Below are 17,914 nucleotides of genomic sequence, written 5' to 3' on the forward strand. Positions count from 1 at the left end.
CGGGTTCACCCTCCGCAGCACCGCCCCGCCCCGCCGCCAGACCGCCCTAGGTGCGGCCGCGGCCCCGGAATCAACACCCGCGAAACCTCACAGAACCTCGTCCAGCCAGTCGTAGATGCGGCCGTTCGCGAGCCGCATCGCGCCGACGTGGCAGTGTGCGTCCGCGCCCTCCTCGGCGGTGAACTTCAGCAGCTTCTTCGGGCCGCTGATCCGGTCGTACAGCTGCTGCGGCTGACCGGTGAAGAACAGGTCCTCCGGAGCGTCGCAGATCAGCGCCGGGCACGCGATGCGCTCGGCCACGCCGTCGTACAGGTTGTATTCGAGGTACTTCGCCAGGAACTCGCGATCGGTCGCGCCGCCCATCACGTAGCGGCCGTGGCTCAGTGCCCAGCGGACGGTCGGGCTCTGCTCCCTCGCGGCGGTTAGAAAAGCGTCCAGCTCGGGATCCTCCGGCGCGTTCGCCCGGCGGACGAGCTCATCGCGGTCCCACGGAAGCTGTTGCACGAAGACCGCACCGGCGTCGAAGAGTCCGTCCACCGCGACGACGGCCGACAGCCTCGGCTCGAACGCGGCGGCGCGCGGCGCGAGCATTCCGCCGAGGCTCCAGCCGATCAGTGCGACCTTCTCCGGGATCACCTCCGGGAGAGCGAGGGCGTAGTCGAGCACCTGGCCGACGACGTGCTCCCAGTCCGGGCGGAACAGCAGGCCGTCGCGGTGGACGGCGCTGGGCTGTCCGGGGCCGTCGAAGGTCAGCACGTGGTAGCCGCGCTCCTGGCCCGCGGTCGCGCCCATGAAATGCAGGTCCTCGGCGCTGCCGTCGAAACCGTTGTGCGCCACCAGAAGAGGCTTCGGGCCGTCGCCGGGGGCGCGGTAGAAGTAGCCGCGCAGGACGTGGCCGTCGTAGGGGATTTCGATCCGTTCGACGTGGTCGATCGACTCCACGGCGCGCTGGAAACACTCGACGTTGCGCTCGTAGGCGTAGTTGATCCGCGGGTCTTCGGGGTTGCCGTGCAAGAAAAACTCGGCACGGCGGTAGTACGTCGAGGCGCGCAGGTAGGCGTCGCGCGCGCTGACCGGGTGCATGGTGGCGGCTTCGGCGTAGAGCCGCTCGGCGGTGGCGAGCCACGCGTCGTGCCAGCTGTCGTAGTCACCGGACTTGATGTTCGACGCGATCGCGACGACCTCGCCGAAATCCGCGCCCCCGTAGGCGATCTCGCCAAGGGCGATCAGGGTTTCGAACCAGAATTGCGGGTCGTCTTCGAACAGCAGCGGCTTCATCGGATCTCCTCTTTCGCGAAGGTGCGGAAATCACGGGCGGGTCGTCCGGCGACCCGCTCGACGGTGTCGGTCACGCGGTCCTCGGCGCCGCCGCGGATCGCCTCGTCCAGCGAGGCGAGCATTTCGGCGTACGACTCGGGGAGACCGTCGCGGACCAGGAATCGCTGGTACTCAAGGGTGGAAACCGGAGCGTGCACGACCGGATGGCCGAGCCGTTTCCCGACGATCTCGGCCGCCTCGGCATAGCTGAGCGCACGCGGGCCGGTGATCAGGTGGTCGGTGTTGTGCGGTTCCGGGTCGAGCAGCGCGCGAACGGCGACCGCGGCGATGTCGCCGGCGTCCACGAACGCCACCCGGGCGTCGCCGGTCGCGGTCACGATCCGGCCCGCGCGGGCACTGTCGCCGACCAGGTTCCCGGCGGTGAAGTTCTGCATGAACCACGACGGCCGCAGCACCGCCCAGCCCGGCTGACGACGGACGAGACCGGGCAGACCGCCGATCACCGGGGTGTGTCCGTCCACCGAGGACGAACTGAGCAAGACCACCCGCGCGTCCGGAGCGTGCTTGAGAAACTCCTCGACGAGCGGCTGCGGATCAGCCGCGACCGGGGCGATCAAGTAGACCGCAGAGACCCCGTCCAGCGCCGGGCCGTACGTCGCGGGCTCGTCCCAGTCGAACCGGATCTGGCCTGCCCGCACCGGATTCCGGGTCGCCTCCCGCGGCCGTGCGCCTGCGGCTTCGAGTCCGTGCACGACGCGGCTGCCGGTGGTGCCGGTCGAGCCGAGCACGAGGACGTCAGACACCCGGCACCCCGAGAACGTCGATCACGGCGAGCGGGCTGAAGTAGTCGCGATAGCGGCGGATCAGGCCGTCGCGGACGGTGAACACCACGACGTAGCCCAGGCGGTACGGCTTCTGCGTGGCGACCGCGACGCCGGCCAGTTCGAACTCCGCGATCGAGACCTCCGGATCGGTCGTCTGGTGCACGGTCTTGGCGGCGACCTCGCGGATGTCGAACAGGTTCGGGTAGTTGCTCAGGTACTCGGCCAGGGCGGCGCGGCCCTCGACGCGCTTGGGCTCGCTGGGCGCGGCGAACGGGAACTCGAGCACGGCGTCCTCGGCGAACAGCTGCACAAATCCGGCCATGTCGTGCTGGACCAGCAGGTCGAGCGCGTGGTCGATGAGTGACATCGAACCCCCTCCTCAGGAACGGACGAGACGGTCCCGTCTCGTCGCCAACGTACACGGGACGGGACCGTCTCGTCCACACGCTATGCTGATCGGCATGACGACCCGCCGGACGCCGACCGGAGCTGCCGTGCTGCAGCCCGACGTCACCTACGCCATCACCGAAGCCGTGATCGACGAATTGGCCGATCACGGCTTCGGCAGGCTGTCGATGGAAGCGGTCGCGAAACGCGCGGGAGTCGGAAAAAGCGCGCTGTACCGGCGCTGGCCGTCGAAAGACGAAATGATCGGCGCGGTCATCGCGGAATTCAGCGTGGCGCGCGCGGTGGACCCGGACACTGGCAGCCTGCGCGGCGATATCCGAGCCTCGCTGGAAGCACTCTGCGAATGGATCACGCATCCGCGCTTTTCGCGGATCTTCCCCGGGCTGATCGCGGAAGCCCAGCAAAACCCGGCAATGGCCGAATTCGCCCGCTTGACGATCGGCGGACCTCGGCGGGCCGTCAACCGGGCGGTGTTCACGAGAGCGATCGAGCGCGGGGAGATCCCGGCGGACACGGATATCGAACTGGCACTGGATATGGGCGCGGGAATTGTTTACTGGCGGCTGATCGTGCGCGGGTTTCCGGCGGAGGAAGGGTATTTGGACAAGGTGACAGACCTGGTGGTGCGCGCACTGACCGCATAACCGCGGCCGTCCTTACCGACGACCGGGCACCGAATCCTCCGCAGGCGAATCCTCTTCGAGGTTCGCGACGAGCCTTTTCAGCAAATCCACCAGGAGATCGGCTTCTTCGGCGGCGAAGCCTCGCAACGCCTGCTCATTGGTTTCGACCAGCGCCGACTTCACGTGCGCGACCTTCGCCGATCCGGTCTCGGTCAGCGAGATCAGGCTGACCCGTCGATCATGCTCGGCGGGGACGCGCCGGATGAGGCCGTCTCGCTCCATCCGGCCGAGCAACTGGGCCATGGACGGCTGCTCGATCCGCGCCAGCGCCGCCAGCTCCTTCTGGGAAAGCGCGTCCGTCTTGGCCAGCGCCGCCAGCACGGGCATCTGCGCGAAGGTCAACCCCAACGGCCGCAGCCGCCGGTCGTTGACCCGGGACAACGCGCGCGAGGCGAGGTTGACCAGGGCGGCGGGCGCGGATTCGAACCGGGGGTCCTTCACGCCGCGAAGTATATAGGCTCCTATTGACCTAATGCATAGGCTCCTATACATTCATAATGCATAGGAACCTATGCATCATGGTCCAGGCAGGGAGAGACCCGTGATCATCCGCAACGTGACCGTCCTCGACGGGCAGTCGGCCACCCCGATCGCCGACGCTGAAGTAGTAATGGCCGACGGGAAATTCACCGCCGTCCGGTCGTCGGCGGACGCGCGGCCCGCCGACGGCGACGGTCCCGTGTTCGATGCACGGGGCGGCTACCTGGTGCCGGGCCTGTGGGAGAGCCACACTCACCTGGGCGGGCTCGCTTCCTTCCAGCCCGAGAACGAGCGCGCGGCGTACGTTTCCCAGCTGCTCACCGACTACCTGGGCGTCGGGGTGACCACCGTCGTCGACCTCGGCGGCCCGCTCGACATCGAACTCGCCGTCCGGGACCACCGGAGCAAGGCCGCCAACGCCGCTGCCGAACTGTTCTTCGCCGGGCCGGTGTTCACCGGGATCGAAGGCTGGCCGGTCCTCGACGATCCGAAGCGGGCACCCATCGCGTACCAAATCGACGACGCTGACGTCGCCTACCGGCAGGCCCTGGAGCTGGCCGACCAGGTCGACTTCCTCAAGTGCATCTACGACGGCGAGCCAGGAGCACCGGACAAACTGCCCCTGGACGCGCTCAAAGCCATCGTCGCGGCCGCCCACGAGAAGGGCAAGAAAGTGCTCGTGCACATCCACGAACGCATCGACCTGGAGGAGGCGGTGGCAGCCGGCGCGGACGGCATCGAACACGCTTTCCAACCGCAGGATCCCAGCAGCACCGCCGAGGCCCGCGACGTCGCCGCGATGCTGGCGGAAACGAACACCCACTACTGCCCGACGCTGGTCACCTGGGAGCAGATCGCGCACAACGGCGACGCTGGCTACTTGCAGCAGCTGGTCAAGGACGGCTTCGCGACGCCCGAGGACCTCCCGCAGATCACCAGCCGCCCCATCTACGGCCAGGAGTTCCCGCGGCATTCCGCGAAGGACTCCCTCCTCCGCTTCGACTACGCGATGCGCACGCTGGCGCTGATGCACGACGCGGGGGTGAAGATCAGTGCGGGCAGCGACGTGGCGCTGCTGATGCCCGCGCCGCCCGTCGCGCTGCTGCGAGAACTGCAATTACTGGCGAAGGCAGGCGTGCCACTGCCCGCGGTCCTGGCGGCCGGCACCCGGCATTCAGCCGAAAAGATCGGTCAGCAAGGGGGAACGATCACCGTCGGCTCCGTCGCCGACGCACTGTTGCTCGACGCCGATCCCTACACGGACATCGCGCACCTGACCGAGCGTTCCCACCACGTCGGGACGCTGCGGACCGGACAGCTGAGCTGGGAAGAGGCCTGACACAGCCGAATCGCGAAGCCGGGGACAAATCAGCGTCCCCGGTTCGCGACCACGGTGCGGCTCAAGCCCGCTCCGGCTCCCCCGCCACCCGGTCGATCCGGGCGCCCAGCCGGTTCAAGTTCTCGACGAAATGCGGGTACCCGCGGTCGATGTGGAACACGTCCCACACCTCGGTCACCCCATCCGCGCACAGCCCGGCCAGCACCAGCCCTGCCCCCGCGCGGATGTCCGACGCCCACACCGGCGCGCTCGACAGCTTCTCGACCCCTCGGACCACCGCGTGATGACCGTCCGTGCGGGCGTCGCCGGACAGCCGGATCATCTCTTCGATGAAGCGGAACCGAGCCTCGTACACGTTCTCCGTGATCATCGACGTGCCCTCGGACACCGCCGACAGCGCGACCGCGAACGGCTGCAGGTCCGTGGCGAAACCGGGGTACGGCAGCGTCACCCAGTCCACCGCCTTCGGCCGCTCCGGCTGGACGACGCGGAAACCCTTGTCGTCGTAGGTGGTGACCTCCGCGCCGGCCAGGCGCAGCTTGTCCAGGACCAGGTCGAGGTGGTGCGGGTTCACGCCGCGCACGGTCAGGTCGCCTCGGGTCATCGCCGCGGCGAAAGCCCAGGTCGCGCCTACGATGCGGTCGCCGATCACGCGGTGTTCGGTGGGGTTCAGTGCTTCGACGCCGTGGACGGTCAGCGTCGAGGTGCCCGCGCCCTCGATCTTCGCGCCCATTTCGGTCAGCATCGTGCAGATGTCGGCGATTTCCGGTTCGCGGGCGGCGTTGTCGATCACCGTCGTGCCCTCGGCCAGCACGGCCGCCATCAGGATGTTCTCGGTCGCCCCGACACTCGGGAAGTCCAGCCAGATCTGGGTGCCGACCAGCGTTTCGGCCTTCGCGACGACGCAGCCGTGCTCGATGGTGCTCGTCGCGCCGAGCTTGCGGAGGCCGTTCTGGTGCATGTCCAGCGGACGCTGGCCGATCGCGTCGCCGCCGGGCAGCGCGACGACCGCCTGCTTCAGGCGGCCGACCAGCGGGCCCAGCACGCACACCGACGCGCGCAGCTTGCCCATCGCCGCCGAATCGGCGCGGTGCGACAGCTCCGCGGGCGTGGTGATGCGCGCCGTGTCGCCCTCGATCTCCACCTCGCAGCCGACACTGCGCAGGACGTCGCCCATCAACGGGACGTCCAGGATCTGCGGGCAGTTCGTGATGGTCGTGGTGCCTTCGGCCAGCAGTGCCGCGGCCATCAGTTTCAGCACGCTGTTCTTGGCGCCGACCACGTCGACCTCGCCGACCAGCCGGGCTCCGCCATGCACGTCGAAGTGCTCGCTCATGGCCGCCAATCATGCCCTCTCGCCCAGTTTTGCCCGAACCCGGGCCGGTAGAGTCGAACGCATGGTGGTTCGTATCAACCGGGTTTACACGAAGGTCGGCGACAGCGGCACGACCGCGCTCGGCGACGGTTCCCGGGTGCCCAAGACTTCCGCCCGGCTGTCCGCCTACGCCGACACCGACGAGGCCAATTCGGTGCTCGGCCTGGCGATCTCCCTCGGCGGGCTGCCCGACGAGATCGCCGAAGTGCTGCGCCGGATCCAGAACGACCTGTTCGACGTCGGAGCGGACCTGTGCCTGCCGATCCAGGAGGACCCGCCGTACGAGCCGCTGCGCATCACCGAGGCGTACCTGGAACGGCTCGAAGGCTGGTGCGACGAGTTCAACGACCGGCTGCCGAAACTCACGTCTTTCATCCTTCCGGGCGGCACCCCGGGCGCGGCGTTCCTGCACCAGGCGCGCACGGTCTCCCGCCGCGCGGAACGGTCGGCGTGGGCGTTGATGGAGGCCGAGCCGGAGACCTCGAACCCGATCGCGGCCAAGTACCTGAACCGGCTCTCGGACCTGCTGTTCATCCTCGCCCGGCTGGCCAATCCGGACGGCGACGTGCTGTGGCAGCCGGGCGGCTGATCGTCTCCGGGCGGCCGATCACGGTGTTCTTCATGCCGTCGAGCCGGAACGAGGACGGCACCCTGCCGCGGTTCGCGGAAACGTCCGCTCCGTCACCGCCCGGCTCTGACTACCGGACCCAGCTGGCTTCCTGAGCGGCCCAGTAACGCTCGTAGTCGACGTCCCACGTCGAATCGCGGCCCGGCTCGACGGCCTGGGCGACAGTGAGGTCCTCGAGCCGCACCGGCTTCGGCAAGGTCTGCCACCGGCGGGCGCGGTCTTCCCGTTCTCGGGCGTCCATACACCCAGGGTAGCGCCGGAGAACCCGCCGCACGAGAAACACAAACCGGGCCCGCCGCAATGGCGGACCCGGCTGAAAAACTCACGAAGCTCGCGGCAGCCTTCGCCCCGGCGGAGCCGATTCGAGCCACGACAGGAACCCGGTCAGCGCACCCGGCCCCATCGCGATCTCGATCGCTTCCTGGTCCGAGGACTCGCAGCGCAGCACCGTCGATCCCTCAGGCACCGCGTACGCCTCGGAACCGGACGGATCCCGCCGGTCCGCGATCTGCATGCTTTCCCGCTGGAACACGCGATCCGGACCAGTGCGCAGGCTCCACACCCGGTACCAGACGAACTTCTCGCCCTCGTACCGGCCGAGGCCGAGGTGCCAGCTCGAACGGGGACTGTCCGGACGCCACCGCAGCGCGACGCTGACGCCGCCGCCGCGGCGCATCCGGATCCACCGCTGGCCGTACCAGCCGACCACGACGACGAGCACGATCAGGAGCACTAGCACCACCACAGCGATCTGCACGGCCCGGCTCCTGCCCGTCTAGTCCGCTCAGACCGACTGTCCAGCCGCGCGGAGCTGGGCCGTGGCCCTCGTCCGCTCGGTCTCGTCGCCGGTGCTGAGGGCTGCCTTCGCGGCGGCCACGTCGATTTCGTCGGACAGCTCGGCGCTCTCCGCGAGCACGCTGACGCCGGTCGCGGTGACGGACAGGAATCCGCCGTGCACCGCGGCGGTCAGCACGTCGCCGTCCGTCGTGTTCACCTTCACCACGCCACCCTCGACGAGCTGGCCCAGCACCGGCTCGTGTCCGGGCATGATGCCGATCTCGCCCTCGGTGGTCTGCGCCACCACGAAGGTGGCGGTACCCGACCAGAGCCGGCGCTCGACGGCAACCAGCTCCACGGACATCTCAGCCACGTAGCACTCCTTCGCTCGGGGTGTCACCACCGAGTGTAATAGGTCTTGCTTCGGTTACGAGAACGGCGGGGGCCGATGTCCACAGTGGACAGTGCCCCCGCCGGTCTCACGCACTCACTTGCCGGTGATCTCGTGGTACTTCTTCTCGAGGTCCTCGAGCCCGCCAATGCCCAGGAACGCCTGCTCCGGGTAGTGGTCGAAGTCGCCCTTGGTGATGCGGTCGAACGACTCGATCGTCTCGGCCAGCGGCACCGTGGAGCCCGGGATCTGCGTGAAGGCCTCGGCCACCAGCATGTTCTGGGACAGGAACCGCTCGATCCGGCGCGCCCGCTGCACGGTGAGCTTGTCCTCTTCGGAAAGCTCGTCCATGCCGAGGATCGCGATGATGTCCTGCAGCTCCTTGTACTTCTGCAGGATCCGGATGACCTCGGAGGCGACGCGGTAGTGGTCCTCGCCGACGATCGCCGGGTCGAGGATCGTCGACGTCGACGCCAGCGGGTCCACCGCCGGGAAGATGCCCTTCTGGAACACCGACCGGGAAAGCTCGGTGGTGGCGTCCAGGTGGGCGAACGTCGTCGCCGGGGCCGGGTCGGTGTAGTCGTCCGCGGGCACGTAGATCGCCTGCATCGAGGTGATCGAACGGCCGCGGGTCGAGGTGATCCGCTCCTGCAGCTGGCCCATCTCGTCCGCCAGCGTCGGCTGGTAGCCCACGGCCGAAGGCATGCGGCCCAGCAGGGTCGACACCTCGGAACCGGCCTGGGTGAACCGGAAGATGTTGTCGATGAACAGCAGCACGTCCTGGTTCTGGACGTCGCGGAAGTACTCCGCCATGGTCAGCGCGGACAGCGCGACGCGCATACGCGTGCCCGGCGGCTCGTCCATCTGGCCGAACACGAGGGCGGTGTCGTTGATGACGCCGTCCTCGGACATCTCCAGGAAGAGGTCGTTGCCCTCACGGGTGCGCTCGCCGACGCCGGCGAACACCGACGTACCGCCGAAGTTCCGGGCGACACGGGTGATCATTTCCTTGATCAGCACCGTCTTGCCCACGCCCGCGCCGCCGAACAGGCCGATCTTGCCGCCCTGCACGTACGGGGTCAGCAGGTCGACGACCTTCAGGCCGGTCTCCAGCATCTCCGTCTTGCCCTCGAGCTGGTCGAAGGGCGGCGGGTTGCGGTGGATGCCCCAGCGCTCGAGGTCGTCGCCGTAGCCGGGCTCGTCGAGGCACTCGCCGAGCGCGTTGTAGACGTGGCCCTTGACCTTGTCGCCCACCGGGACGGTGATCGGCTTGCCGGTGTCGGTGACCTCGGCGCCGCGGACGAGGCCGTCCTGCGGCTGCAGCGAAATCGTGCGCACGAGGTTGTCGCCGAGGTGAGCCGCCACCTCGAGGGTCACCGTCTTGCGCAGCTGCTCGAACTCGATGTCGACCTTGAGCGCGTTGAACTGCTCGGGAACGGAACCGCGCGGGAACTCGACGTCGACGACCGGCCCGGTCACCGAGACGATGCGCCCCTTGGCGCGCGGGGCTTCAGTACTGGTCATCAGTCATCACTTCCTGCTGCGGTGAGCGCGTTCGCGCCACCGACGATTTCGGAGATCTCCTGGGTGATCTGCGCCTGCCGGGCCTGGTTCGCCTCCCGCGTCAGCGTGTTCACCAGTTCGTTCGCGTTGTCCGACGCGGCCTTCATCGCCGTACGGCGGGCGGCCAGTTCGGACGCGGCGGATTCGAGCAGCGCGGAGTACAGCCGGGTGTTGATGTACTTCGGCAGCAGCGCGGAGAGCAGCTTGTCGGCGCTGGGCTCGAACTCGTAGCTCGGCAGCAGACCGGCCGGCTTCTCGTCCTCGCCGTCGGAGTACTCGACCTCCAGCGGCGCGACCCGCTTGGCGACCGGGCGCTGCGTCAGCATCGACACGAACTCGGTGTAGACGACGTGGATCTCGTCCACGCCCGTGATGCCGTCCGCGTTGCCTGAAGCGTCGTCCACCCCGGCGTTGAAGGACTGCACCAGCGTCTCGGCAGCGGTGACCGCGTCCGGGTAGCCCGGCTGGTCGGAGAAGCCAGTCCAGCTTCCGGCCACCGCGCGGTTGCGGAACCGGTAGTAGTTCAGGCCCTTGCTGCCGGTCGTGTAGATGTCGACCTCCTTGTTCTCCTTCTTCAGGAGAGCAAGCAGTTCTTCGGTCGCCTTCAGCACGTTGGAGTTGTAACCGCCGCACTGGCCCTTGTCACTGGTGACGACCAGGACGGCGGCGCGCTTCGGGTTCGGGCGCTCGACCAGGAGCGGGTGGTCGAGATTGGCCGCCGCGCCGGCCAGCGCCGAGAGCACCTTGGTGATCTCGTCCGCGTACGGCCGGGAAGCGGCGACCTTCGCGCGCGCCTTGGTGATGCGCGCGGTGGCGATGAGTTCCATCGCCTTGGTGATCTTGCCGATCGACTTCGTCGCCTTGATGCGCGAGCGAAGCTCCCGGAGTTGTGCGGCCATGGGCTACCAGCTCACTTCTTCGGGGCGGGCTTGTTGACCTTGACGGTCTCCTGCCCGACCTTTTCGGCGGCCATCGCGTCGGCGTTCGACTCGAGCGGCTTGCCCTCGGAGGTGGTGAACTCCTTCTTGAACTCGTTCACCGCCGCGATCAGCGCGTCGCGGGTGTCGTCCTCGAACTTGCCGGTGTCGCGGATCGCGCCCAGCACCTCGGCGTGCTTGCGCCGCGCCGAGTCGAGGAACTCGAGGTTGAAGCGGCGCACGTCCTCGGTCGGGACCGAGTCGAAGTAGCCGTTCGTGCCCAGGTACACCGTGGCGACCTGCTCCTCGACCGGGACCGGGGAGTACTGCGGCTGCTTGAGCACCTCGTACAGCCGGGCGCCGCGCTCCAGCTGCGCCTTCGACGCGTCGTCCAGGTCCGAGGCGAAGGCGGCGAACGCCTCCAGCTCGCGGTACTGGGACAGGTCGATGCGCAGCGAGCCCGCGACGTTCTTCATCGCCTTGACCTGCGCGGCGCCGCCCACGCGGGACACCGAGATGCCCACGTCGATGGCCGGGCGCTGGCCGGCGTTGAAGAGGTCCGACTGGAAGAAGCACTGGCCGTCGGTGATCGAGATGACGTTCGTCGGGATGTAGGCCGACACGTCGTTGGCCTTGGTCTCGATGATCGGCAGCCCGGTCAGCGAGCCCGCGCCCAGCTCGTCCGAGAGCTTCGCGCAACGCTCGAGGAGACGGGAGTGCAAGTAGAAGACGTCGCCGGGGAACGCCTCGCGGCCCGGCGGGCGGCGCAGCAGCAGCGAGATCGCGCGGTAGGCGTCGGCCTGCTTGGTCAGGTCGTCGAACACGATCAGGACGTGCTTGCCCTCGTACATCCAGTGCTGGCCGATGGCCGAGCCGGTGTAGGGGGCGATCCACTTGAAGCCGGCCGAGTCGGAGGCCGGGGCCGCGACGATGGTGGTGTACTCCATCGCGCCCGCGTCCTCGAGCGCCGTCTTCACCGAGGCGATCGTGGAGCCCTTCTGGCCGACCGCGACGTAGATGCAGCGAACCTGCTTGCTCGGGTCGCCGGTCTCCCAGTTGGCCTTCTGGTTGATGATCGTGTCCACCGCGACCGCGGTCTTGCCGGTCTTGCGGTCGCCGATGATCAGCTGGCGCTGGCCGCGCCCGATCGGGGTCATCGCGTCGATCGCGGTGATGCCCGTCTGCAGCGGCTCGGACACCGGCTGGCGCTCGACCACCGAGGCGGCCTTCAGCTCCAGCGCGCGGCGGCCGGTGGTCTCGATCTCGCCGAGGCCGTCGATGGCCTGGCCGAGCGGGTTGACGACCCGGCCGAGGTAGCCGTCGCCGACCGGCACCGAGAGGACCTGGCCGGTCCGCTTGACCTGCTGGCCTTCTTCGATGCTCTCGAAGTCGCCGAGGATCGCCGCGCCGATGGAGCGCGCGTCCAGGTTCAGCGCCACGCCCAGCACGCCGCCCGGGAACTCGAGCAGCTCGTTGGCCATGGCCGAGGGCAGCCCTTCGACGTGGGCGATGCCGTCACCGGCGTCGGCGACGACGCCGACCTCTTCCCGCTCCACCGAAGGGGCGTAACTCGAGACGTAATTCTCGATCGCGTGGGCGATCTCGTCCGAGGAGATCGTCAGCTCCGCCATTTCGTTCCCGCTCTCGCTTCTGTTCTGTCCAGTGTGCAAAGTCTGTTGTGCCGCTCAGGCCCGGCTCAGCGTGCGGCGCACCGCCGCCAGCTGCCCGGAGGTGCTGCCGTCGATGACCTCGTCCCCGACGCGGACGACGAGGCCGCCGCCGAGTGCCGGGTCGATCTCGACGTGCAGCGCGATCGGCCGCCCGTAGATGCCGTCGAGCTTGGTCCCGAGAAGGGCCCGCTGCTCGTCGGTGAGCGCGTTCGCCGAGGTCACGTACGCGACCGAGCGCTCGCGCCGCTCCGCGGCCAGGGTGACCAGCTTGTCGAGCGCGTTGCCGATGCCGCGCCCCTTGGCGCGCTGCACGGCCTGCTCGACCAGGGTCTCGACGACCGCGTCGACCTTGCCCGCGAACAGCCCGCGGACCAGGGTCCGCTTCGCGTCGGCGGGAGCGGTCAGGTCGGACAGCGCCGCCTCGAGTTCCGGGGCGCCCGCGACGATCCGCGCGACCTGGAACAGCTGAGACTCGACGGTTTCGATGTTCCCGGCCTTTTCGGCGGCGGTGAGCAGCGCCGAACGGCCGATCGATTCGAGCCCGTCCACCAGCTCGCGGGGACTGGACCAGCGGCTGCCCGCCACGGTGTCGAGCACCTTCAGGGCCTGCTCGCTCAGCTTTCCGTCGAACAGGCGGCGGACCAGGCCCTGGCGGCTCCCCGGCGCGACCGAAGAATCGCCGACCGCGCGGCGCAGGCCGATTTCGCGGTCAAGGAGGTCGACGACCGAGAGCAGCTCGTCCCCGACCGAGGCCGACACTGTGGGGTCGGCTCCGGCCAGCACCTCGCCGAGCGAGCGCTCGGCGAGGTCGAGCGCTTCACGGCTCGCAGCATGCAGCGTCATCTCTGGTTACTTCCCCGCTCCGTTAGTGGCCCCGGCGGTGTCCAGCTCCGCGAGGAACCGGTCGACGGTGCCGCGACGGCGCGCCTCGTCCTCGAGCGATTCGCCGACGATGCGGCCGGCCAGCTCGACCGCGTTGCGGCCCATCTCGGCCCGCAGCTCGGCGACGATCTGCGCCTTCTGCGCCTGCAGCTGGGCGTGGCCCTGCGCCACGATCCGCTGGGATTCGGACTCCGCCTGCTCGCGCAGCTCCGCCTTGATCTGCTCGGCTTCGAGCCGGGCGTCGTCGCGGATCTTCGCGGCTTCGGAACGGGCGTCCGCCAGCTGCGCCTTGTACTCCGACAGCGCCTTCTCGGCCTCTGCCTGAGCCTTCTCGGCCCTCTCGATGCCGCCTTCGATCTTCTGCGCCCGCTCCTCGTACGCCTTCTCGAAACGAGGGACGACGTACTTCTTGAGGATGAACAGCAGGATCAGGAAGGCGACGATGCCGAGGATCACTTCCGGCCACGCCGGAATGATCGGATTGTGGGCTTCTGCCGCGAGCACCACTTGGGTCTTCAGCACAACGTCTCCTTACGCGAGAGCGGACGACTCAGGCGGAGGCGATGAAGTAGATGACGATACCGATCAGGGCCAGCACCTCGGTGAGCACGAAGGTGGCGTAACCGATGCCCTGCAGCTTGCTCTGGGCCTCCGGCTGACGCGCGGTGCCGTTGATCACCGCGGCGAAGATCAGGCCCACGCCGATGCCGGGGCCGATCGCGCCCAGGCCGTAGCCGATCGCGGCGAGGCCCTTGTTGATGCTGACGGCTTCGGCGGCCTGCTGGGCCAGAACGATGTTGCTCACGTGCGTTTCCCTTCACTTCGGTCCGCGCACTCACGCGGATCGGGGTCTTTAGGTGTTCTCAGTGCTCCGACGCCAGCGCGGCGCCGATGTACCCCGCGGACAGCAGGGCGAAGATGTACGCCTGGAGGCACTGGATGAACGCCTCCAGGAACGTCAGGCCGATGGCGAAGATCCACGCCACCAGCGACACCGGCTTCAGCGCGATGCTCGAGGTCTCGGTCAGCAGGAAGGAGCCGCCGAGGGTGAAGACCGCCAGGATCAGGTGTCCCGCGAACATGGCGGCGAAAACACGGATGGCGAGCGTGAGCGGGTTCAGGAAGAACTTCTCCGCGAACTCGATCAGCGCGTACAGCGGAAGCACCGCGCCGGGGACGCCGGCGGGCGCGAGTTCCTTTTTGAAGTATCCGCCGAGCCCGTGCTTCTTGATCCCGACGTAGTGGTACATCGGGTAGACCACGAGCACCGACAACGCGATCGGGAACCCGAACCGCGCCATGGTGGGGAACTGCAGGAACGGGATGACCCCGTAGAGGTTGTTCAGCAGGATGAAGGTGAACAACGCGAAGATCACCGGCACGAAGCGCTGGAAGTCTTTCGAGCCGATCTGCTCGCGGGCGATGTTGTTGCGCGCGAAGTCGTAGATGCCCTCGGCCACGAACTGGCCTTTGGTCGGGACGACCTTCAGCTTGCGCGTCGCCAGCAGGAAGTACCCCGCGATGATGATCACCGAGAGCACCACCAGAAGCATCGGCTTCGTGACGAAGCCGAACAACGGCGGCAGCTCAAAGCTTTCGGCGCCAGGGGGCGCGAAGGTCGCACCCTCGGTCAGTACCAGCGCGGCCACTGGGCTCCTCCCGGTTCTCCCGGCCGGCGTTCACTCCGCCGGGGGAATCGTCACGATCTGGACTTAACGTACCCGATACGCATCGGGACGCCGGAGGCGGCGGTACCCACCGTGCGCGGAGCCAATCGACCGGTCTGCGCTCGAGGGATGTCTCGCGTGAACACTGCCCTGCGGTCTACTTCGGACCAGGTGAGAGAGGCGGAACCATCCGGTCGCCACACTGCTGATCGCGGTTCGTCGTCGGGAGTGCGCGGCCGAGGCCGCCACCCATGACGCGGACCATACCAGCAGGTCAATCAGTGCCGTACAGGCGTACTCCTTACCAGCCGAATGGTCCAGGACTTAGGTCCCGGGTCCGGCTGGGACCCTTGTCCCGAATCCGTCAATTCGAGGCGGGAATGATGGTCGGGATACGCGCTTTGCGGAATGTCGCGAACTCCACGGCGGCGGCCACGAGAATGGCGACGATCATCGTGATCCCGAGCGAAAGCGGGTGCAGCACGGTGACGCCCTTGAGCAGAGTGAGCGCGAGGAACAGCAGGATGACCTTCGCCGCGTAACCGCCGAGCGCGATGAGCATCACCAGCGACGGGTCCTGTCCGGCGGATACCTTCATCATGCCCAGCGTCGAGAGCGAGGCGACCATCGCCAGCACGCCGCCGACCAGCGCCCCGAGGAAGCCGTGCAGTCCGTTGAGGACGGTGAAAAGCACGATGCAGACCAGGATGAACGGCGGGGTGAACAGGAGCGACGCCCGCGTCATCGAGCGCGCCAGCTGGCGCACCGGAGCGGCGTGCGGGTTCTCCGGAGCTTGGGCAGCTTTTGCCTGAGCCGCGGCCTCAGACGTCTCAGACGTCTCGGGCGTCGTCTCCGGCGTCTCGGTGTCGCTCACTGCATTCGCTCCTCGTTCGGTTCGACCCGCCAGTATAGACCGCCCGCGGTCTCACACGCCGTGGCGGTGCCGGGAACGCAACCTCGGCACCAGTGAAACGAGCACCGCCATCACCAGTGCCGCGCCAATAGCCCAGAACACGACCGGGCTGTCGAAAATCGTGATGGAAACCGCTCCGAAAGAGAGAATTCCGGCCCACAAATAGATCAGCAGCACCGCGCGCCGTTGCGAATGGCCGATTTCCAGCAACCGGTGGTGCAGATGCATTTTGTCGGCGGCGAACGGGCTCTGCCCGCGCCGCGTGCGCCGGACGACGGCCATCACGAGGTCGAGCACCGGCACGAAAAGCACCGCGACGACGACCACCAGCGGGGACAGCAGGGCCAGCGCGTCCGAGGCGGAGAACCGGGTGTAGTTGACTCGTCCGCTCGCCGAGGTGGTGGCTCCGGCGAGCATCAGCCCGATCATCATCGATCCGGAGTCGCCCATGAAAATTTTGGCTGGCTGGAAGTTGTACGGGAGGAAACCGAGACAGGCCCCGGCGAGCGCGGCGGCGATGAGCGCGGGCGGGTACGAGCCGAAGTCGCCGCCCGCGTTGTCGAGCAAGCCGAGCGAGAACACGCAGGTGGCCGTCGCGGCGATGAAACCGAGCCCGCCGGCCAGCCCGTCGAGGCCGTCGACGAAGTTCATCGCGTTGACCATGACGACGACCATGACGACGGTCAGCAGCGCGCCCTGGTTCTTGTCCAGCACCAGCACCGAGCCGATGGAATCGCCGTTGCCGCCCCACGGCACCCAGAACGACACCCACTGCACGCCGAAGATGACGAGGATCCCGGCGCACATGACCTGTCCGGCGAGCTTCGTCCACGCGTCGAGTTCGAACCGGTCGTCCAGGATGCCGATGAGCGAGATGACGCCCGCCGCGAGCAGCACGCCGACCGCGTCGTAGGAGACGTCGAAACCGTGGCTGAGCGCGGGAAGCTGGTGCGCGAGGCCCATCGCCGCGGCGATCCCGAGATAGATGCCGACGCCGCCCATCCGCGGGATCGGCTTGACGTGCACGTCGCGCGCGCGAGGGTTGGCGATCGCGCCGATCCGGATGGCCACGCGCCGCACGACGCCGGTCAGCAGATAGGTCACCGCGGTCGCGGTGAGCGCGACGAGCAGGTACTCCCGGATCGGGAGAAGTCCTTGGACTACGGGCATGACCGCGTCACGCCCGCCGGGAGGTCGAAGTCACCGCGCCACGCTACCGCGCCCGCGTGCGGCGCCGGTGAACGGCAGTCACTTCCCCGGCTCAGTCCAGCGTCTCCTCGGCGACGCCGATCACCTCGGCGATGGCGGCCTTCGTGACCGCGCCCTCGCGCAGCACCACCGGCTTGTCGCCGGTGAGGTCCACGATGGACGACGCCACCGCTTCCCCGCTCGACCCGCCGTCGAGGTACACCGACACCGAATCGCCGAGCTGCTCCTGAGCTTCCTCGGCGGTCGAGGCGGGCGGACGCCCGGAGACGTTCGCGCTCGACACCGCCATCGGGCCGACGTCGCGAAGCAGCTCCAGCGCGACCGGATGCAGCGGCATCCGCAGCATCACCGTGCCGCGCGAGTTGCCGAGATTCCACTGCAGACTCGGCGCGTGCGGCAGGACAATCGACAGGTCGCCGGGCCAGAACGCCTCGATGAGCGCCCGCGCCTGCGGCGGAACGCCGAGCACCAGACCGTCCACAGTGGACCAAGAACCGACGAGAACGCCGACCGGCATGTCCGGGCCGCGGTTCTTCGCCCGCAGCAACGCCTGGACGGCGCCGGAGTCGAACGCGTCGGCGCCAATGCCGTACACCGTGTCCGTCGGCAGGACGACCAGCCGGCTCGACCGCACCGCGGCAGCCGCCGCGGACAGGCCTTCGGCTCGGGATTCGCGCTTGCCGCAGTCGTAGACCGCACTCATGACGGGCAGCCTATCCCCCGGCGCGGAGGGGTTCGGAGCGCCCCGACGTGCGATGGGGCACCGGGCGGCTGAGGACGCGGGGCAATGCGCGGGGATCTCGCGCCGCGCGGGCTGGCCTGGCGCGCGATGCCGAGGTCCGTGAGGGGAACCCTGGGGGAATCAGAGTCCCTCAGGGTTCCCCTCACGGACTTTCGCAGGCACACAGCC

General features: G+C 68.3%; 21 protein-coding genes. 3 read left to right on the forward strand and 18 right to left on the reverse strand.

What is annotated here, in order from left to right; translation table 11 throughout:
* Nucleotides 1-87: 87 nt before the first annotated feature.
* Genes ACZ7OI_RS22100 through ACZ7OI_RS22110 form a run of 3 tightly spaced genes read right to left on the reverse strand, consistent with a single transcriptional unit; the run spans nucleotide 88 to nucleotide 2,469 of the window.
* Nucleotides 88-1,278: an alpha/beta hydrolase family protein gene (locus tag ACZ7OI_RS22100; RefSeq protein ID WP_470266078.1), complete on the reverse strand. Its 1,191-nt coding sequence runs from the start codon at nucleotides 1,276-1,278 to the stop codon at nucleotides 88-90.
* Nucleotides 1,275-2,081, reverse strand: a complete 807-nt coding sequence (locus ACZ7OI_RS22105) for a Rossmann-fold NAD(P)-binding domain-containing protein (RefSeq protein WP_470266079.1) — start codon at nucleotides 2,079-2,081, stop codon at nucleotides 1,275-1,277. The genes ACZ7OI_RS22100 and ACZ7OI_RS22105 overlap by 4 nt, the downstream gene beginning before the upstream one ends.
* Nucleotides 2,074-2,469, reverse strand: a complete 396-nt coding sequence (locus tag ACZ7OI_RS22110; protein ID WP_470266080.1) for a nuclear transport factor 2 family protein — start codon at nucleotides 2,467-2,469, stop codon at nucleotides 2,074-2,076. Before ACZ7OI_RS22110 ends, ACZ7OI_RS22105 begins: the two co-directional genes overlap by 8 nt.
* 94 nt (nucleotides 2,470-2,563) lie before the next feature.
* Here ACZ7OI_RS22110 and ACZ7OI_RS22115 point away from each other — a divergent pair, with 94 nt between their 5' ends.
* A complete protein-coding gene (locus ACZ7OI_RS22115) occupies nucleotides 2,564-3,154 on the forward strand; it encodes a TetR/AcrR family transcriptional regulator (protein WP_470266081.1) in 591 nt (196 codons plus the stop codon).
* Between the two features lie 12 nt (nucleotides 3,155-3,166).
* On the opposite strand, the gene ACZ7OI_RS22120 is transcribed toward ACZ7OI_RS22115, so the two are convergent.
* On the reverse strand, nucleotides 3,167-3,634 hold the full coding sequence (locus ACZ7OI_RS22120; protein WP_470266082.1) for a MarR family winged helix-turn-helix transcriptional regulator: 468 nt from the start codon (nucleotides 3,632-3,634) through the stop codon (nucleotides 3,167-3,169).
* Between the two features lie 100 nt (nucleotides 3,635-3,734).
* Here ACZ7OI_RS22120 and ACZ7OI_RS22125 point away from each other — a divergent pair, with 100 nt between their 5' ends.
* Nucleotides 3,735-5,012: an amidohydrolase family protein gene (locus ACZ7OI_RS22125; RefSeq protein WP_470266083.1), complete on the forward strand. Its 1,278-nt coding sequence runs from the start codon at nucleotides 3,735-3,737 to the stop codon at nucleotides 5,010-5,012.
* Nucleotides 5,013-5,073: 61 nt separating this feature from the next.
* Here the strand turns inward: ACZ7OI_RS22125 and murA are convergent, their stop codons facing one another.
* A complete protein-coding gene (gene murA, locus ACZ7OI_RS22130) occupies nucleotides 5,074-6,348 on the reverse strand; it encodes a UDP-N-acetylglucosamine 1-carboxyvinyltransferase (protein WP_470266084.1) in 1,275 nt (424 codons plus the stop codon).
* Between the two features lie 61 nt (nucleotides 6,349-6,409).
* Between murA and ACZ7OI_RS22135 the strand changes: the two genes are divergently transcribed.
* Nucleotides 6,410-6,976 (forward strand): cob(I)yrinic acid a,c-diamide adenosyltransferase, encoded by a 567-nt coding sequence (locus tag ACZ7OI_RS22135; protein WP_470266085.1) that lies wholly within the window; start codon nucleotides 6,410-6,412, stop codon nucleotides 6,974-6,976.
* Nucleotides 6,977-7,085: 109 nt separating this feature from the next.
* On the opposite strand, the gene ACZ7OI_RS22140 is transcribed toward ACZ7OI_RS22135, so the two are convergent.
* The 13 genes from ACZ7OI_RS22140 to ACZ7OI_RS22200 form a co-directional block, all read right to left on the reverse strand.
* On the reverse strand, nucleotides 7,086-7,256 hold the full coding sequence (locus tag ACZ7OI_RS22140; protein ID WP_470266086.1) for a hypothetical protein: 171 nt from the start codon (nucleotides 7,254-7,256) through the stop codon (nucleotides 7,086-7,088).
* Nucleotides 7,257-7,337: 81 nt separating this feature from the next.
* Nucleotides 7,338-7,772, reverse strand: coding sequence for a DUF2550 domain-containing protein (locus tag ACZ7OI_RS22145; protein WP_037815359.1), 435 nt, complete (start codon nucleotides 7,770-7,772; stop codon nucleotides 7,338-7,340).
* A 27-nt stretch (nucleotides 7,773-7,799) separates the two neighbouring features.
* The gene (locus ACZ7OI_RS22150) at nucleotides 7,800-8,165 is read right to left on the reverse strand and encodes a F0F1 ATP synthase subunit epsilon (protein ID WP_470266087.1); all 366 of its coding nucleotides are present in this window, start codon (nucleotides 8,163-8,165) and stop codon (nucleotides 7,800-7,802) included.
* A gap of 114 nt (nucleotides 8,166-8,279) precedes the next feature.
* Nucleotides 8,280-9,707, reverse strand: coding sequence for a F0F1 ATP synthase subunit beta (gene atpD / locus ACZ7OI_RS22155; RefSeq protein ID WP_470266088.1), 1,428 nt, complete (start codon nucleotides 9,705-9,707; stop codon nucleotides 8,280-8,282).
* Nucleotides 9,707-10,645 (reverse strand): F0F1 ATP synthase subunit gamma, encoded by a 939-nt coding sequence (locus ACZ7OI_RS22160; RefSeq protein WP_470266089.1) that lies wholly within the window; start codon nucleotides 10,643-10,645, stop codon nucleotides 9,707-9,709. Before ACZ7OI_RS22160 ends, atpD begins: the two co-directional genes overlap by 1 nt.
* Before the next feature lie 11 nt (nucleotides 10,646-10,656).
* The gene (atpA, locus tag ACZ7OI_RS22165; RefSeq protein ID WP_370934645.1) at nucleotides 10,657-12,294 is read right to left on the reverse strand and encodes a F0F1 ATP synthase subunit alpha; all 1,638 of its coding nucleotides are present in this window, start codon (nucleotides 12,292-12,294) and stop codon (nucleotides 10,657-10,659) included.
* Between the two features lie 54 nt (nucleotides 12,295-12,348).
* Nucleotides 12,349-13,176: a F0F1 ATP synthase subunit delta gene (locus ACZ7OI_RS22170; RefSeq protein WP_470266090.1), complete on the reverse strand. Its 828-nt coding sequence runs from the start codon at nucleotides 13,174-13,176 to the stop codon at nucleotides 12,349-12,351.
* Nucleotides 13,177-13,182: 6 nt separating this feature from the next.
* Entirely contained in the window at nucleotides 13,183-13,737 is a 555-nt protein-coding gene (locus tag ACZ7OI_RS22175) for a F0F1 ATP synthase subunit B (RefSeq protein ID WP_470266091.1), read from the reverse strand.
* 28 nt (nucleotides 13,738-13,765) lie between these two features.
* Nucleotides 13,766-14,020, reverse strand: a complete 255-nt coding sequence (locus tag ACZ7OI_RS22180; protein ID WP_037815373.1) for an ATP synthase subunit c family protein — start codon at nucleotides 14,018-14,020, stop codon at nucleotides 13,766-13,768.
* 58 nt (nucleotides 14,021-14,078) lie between these two features.
* The gene (gene atpB, locus ACZ7OI_RS22185) at nucleotides 14,079-14,864 is read right to left on the reverse strand and encodes a F0F1 ATP synthase subunit A (protein WP_344271433.1); all 786 of its coding nucleotides are present in this window, start codon (nucleotides 14,862-14,864) and stop codon (nucleotides 14,079-14,081) included.
* Nucleotides 14,865-15,246: 382 nt separating this feature from the next.
* Nucleotides 15,247-15,756 (reverse strand): hypothetical protein, encoded by a 510-nt coding sequence (locus ACZ7OI_RS22190; RefSeq protein ID WP_470266092.1) that lies wholly within the window; start codon nucleotides 15,754-15,756, stop codon nucleotides 15,247-15,249.
* 51 nt (nucleotides 15,757-15,807) lie between these two features.
* Nucleotides 15,808-16,965 (reverse strand): glycosyltransferase family 4 protein, encoded by a 1,158-nt coding sequence (locus ACZ7OI_RS22195; protein ID WP_370934640.1) that lies wholly within the window; start codon nucleotides 16,963-16,965, stop codon nucleotides 15,808-15,810.
* A 91-nt stretch (nucleotides 16,966-17,056) separates the two neighbouring features.
* Nucleotides 17,057-17,707 (reverse strand): L-threonylcarbamoyladenylate synthase, encoded by a 651-nt coding sequence (locus tag ACZ7OI_RS22200; protein WP_354743953.1) that lies wholly within the window; start codon nucleotides 17,705-17,707, stop codon nucleotides 17,057-17,059.
* Nucleotides 17,708-17,914 lie beyond the last annotated feature (207 nt).

The organism is Amycolatopsis sp. NPDC114503, assembly GCF_055633655.1.